Origin of the sequence: Methylobacterium sp. CCH5-D2 (genome assembly GCF_001556475.1) — a bacterium.
Classification (GTDB): Bacteria; Pseudomonadota; Alphaproteobacteria; order Rhizobiales; family Beijerinckiaceae; genus Methylobacterium; species Methylobacterium hispanicum.
Map to the genome: position 1 here is coordinate 1 of NZ_LSIX01000100.1, position 1,126 is coordinate 1,126.

Consider the following 1,126-nt stretch of genomic DNA (forward strand, 5'->3'; position numbering starts at 1 on the left):
CGGGTGCAGGGCAGAGCCCTGCTGTCGAACCCATAGGTCCGGCCTCGCCGGGCCTGTGGGTTCGAAACCCGGGGCTGCGCGCCCCGGGACCCCGCCAAAGGGTCAAGACCCTTTGGGATCCCGGATCCCTCTCAGCCCTCGGCGACCTGATGGTTCGCCATGATCTCGAGCGCGCGCACCAGGGCGGCGTGGTCGAGGCCGCCCGCGCCGTTGGCCGCGCAGGCGCCGAAGAGCTGCTGGGCGAGCGCGGTTCCCGGCAGGGCGAGGTTCAGGGCCTTGGCGCCCTCCAGCGCGAGGTTGAGGTCCTTGCGGTGCAGGTCGATGCGGAAGCCCGGCTGGAAGGTGCGCTCGATCATCCGGGCGCCGTGCAGTTCCAGGATGCGCGAGGTGGCCAGCCCCCCGGTGATCGCCTGCCGGACCTTGGCCGGGTCGGCCCCGGCCTTCGACGCGAACAGCAGACCCTCGGCCACCGCCTCGATGGTGAGCGCCACGATGATCTGGTTGGCGACCTTGGCGACCTGGCCGGCGCCGCTCCCGCCGACATGCGTCACGGTCTTGCCCATGAGCCGGAACAGGGGCTCGGCCCGGGCGAAGGCCGCCTCGGAACCGCCGACCATGATCGACAGGGCGGCGTTCTTCGCGCCGACCTCGCCGCCGGAGACCGGGGCGTCGAGGTAGTCGCAGCCGGCTTGCGCGACCCGGGCGGCGAAGGCCTTGGTGGCGATCGGCGAGATCGAGCTCATGTCGATCACGGTCTTGCCGGGCTCGAGCCCCTCGGCGACGCCGCCCGCGCCGAACAGCACCGTCTCGACGTCGGGCGTGTCGGGCAGCATCAGGATGACGACGTCGGCGCGCTCCGCCACCTCGGCGGCGCTGGCGCAGGCGGTGCCGCCCGCGCCCAGGAGGGCGTCCGGCACGGCGCGGCGGCTCTTCAGGAACAGGCTGTGCCCGCCCGCGATCAGGTGGCCGGCCATGGGCGCGCCCATGATGCCGAGGCCGATGAAGCCGATGTTCATGGTGGGGTCTCCCGGGAGAGGTAGCGCGCGGTTTCCCTCCCCCGCAGAGGGGGGGAGGGTTTGGGCGGGTCAGCCCTTGAAGCGGGCGGCGAGCGCCTCGGTCTGGCGGG

General features: G+C 73.1%; 1 protein-coding gene. It reads right to left on the minus strand.

Features of this window, described 5'->3' with window-relative positions:
• Positions 1–131: 131 nt before the first annotated feature.
• Complete coding sequence (locus AX737_RS02125; protein WP_066918638.1) at positions 132–1,016, minus strand: 2-hydroxy-3-oxopropionate reductase; 885 nt, start codon at positions 1,014–1,016, stop codon at positions 132–134.
• Positions 1,017–1,126: the final 110 nt, after the last annotated feature.